The sequence below is a fragment of the Streptomyces spiroverticillatus genome (assembly GCA_014650415.1).
Lineage (GTDB): Bacteria > Actinomycetota > Actinomycetes > Streptomycetales > Streptomycetaceae > Streptomyces > Streptomyces spiroverticillatus.
In genome coordinates, this window is the sequence record BMUX01000091.1 from 1 (window position 1) to 548 (window position 548).

The window sequence follows — 548 nt, forward strand, 5'->3', positions numbered from 1 at the left end:
CTGCTGGTGCTGGTCCTGCACCACATCGCGGGCGACGGCTGGTCCATGCGTCCCCTGACCGAGGACCTCACCGCCGCTTATGAGGCGCGCGGGCGGGGGGAGGTGCCGGGGTGGTCGCCGCTGCCGGTGCAGTACGCGGACTACGCGCTCTGGCAGCACCGTCACCTCGGCGACCCGGACACCCCAGGCAGCCCCCTGCAAGGCCAGCTCGCCCACTGGACGGCGGAACTCGCCGGTCTGCCCGAGGAGATCGCCCTGCCGGCCGACCGTGCCCGCCCCGCCCTGCCCACCCACCGGGCCCGTACGCACACCACCAGCACGCCCTCCGCCGTGCACCGGGGTCTCGTCGCGCATGCCCGTGCCCACGGGGCGACGCTGTTCCACGCGGTGCACGCCGCGTTGGCGGTGCTGCTGACGCGCAACGGTGGGGGGACGGATCTGCCGATCGGTACGCCGACGGCGGGGCGTCCGCATCCGGACCTGGACCGGCTGGTCGGGTTCTTCGTGAACACGCTGGTGCTGCGTACCGACACCTCGGGCAATCCCAC

General features: G+C 73.7%; 1 protein-coding gene. It reads left to right on the forward strand.

What is annotated here, in order from left to right; genetic code table 11:
* A partial coding sequence (locus IE269_RS42850; protein WP_318299722.1) for a condensation domain-containing protein occupies positions 1–548 on the forward strand: 548 nt, incomplete at both ends.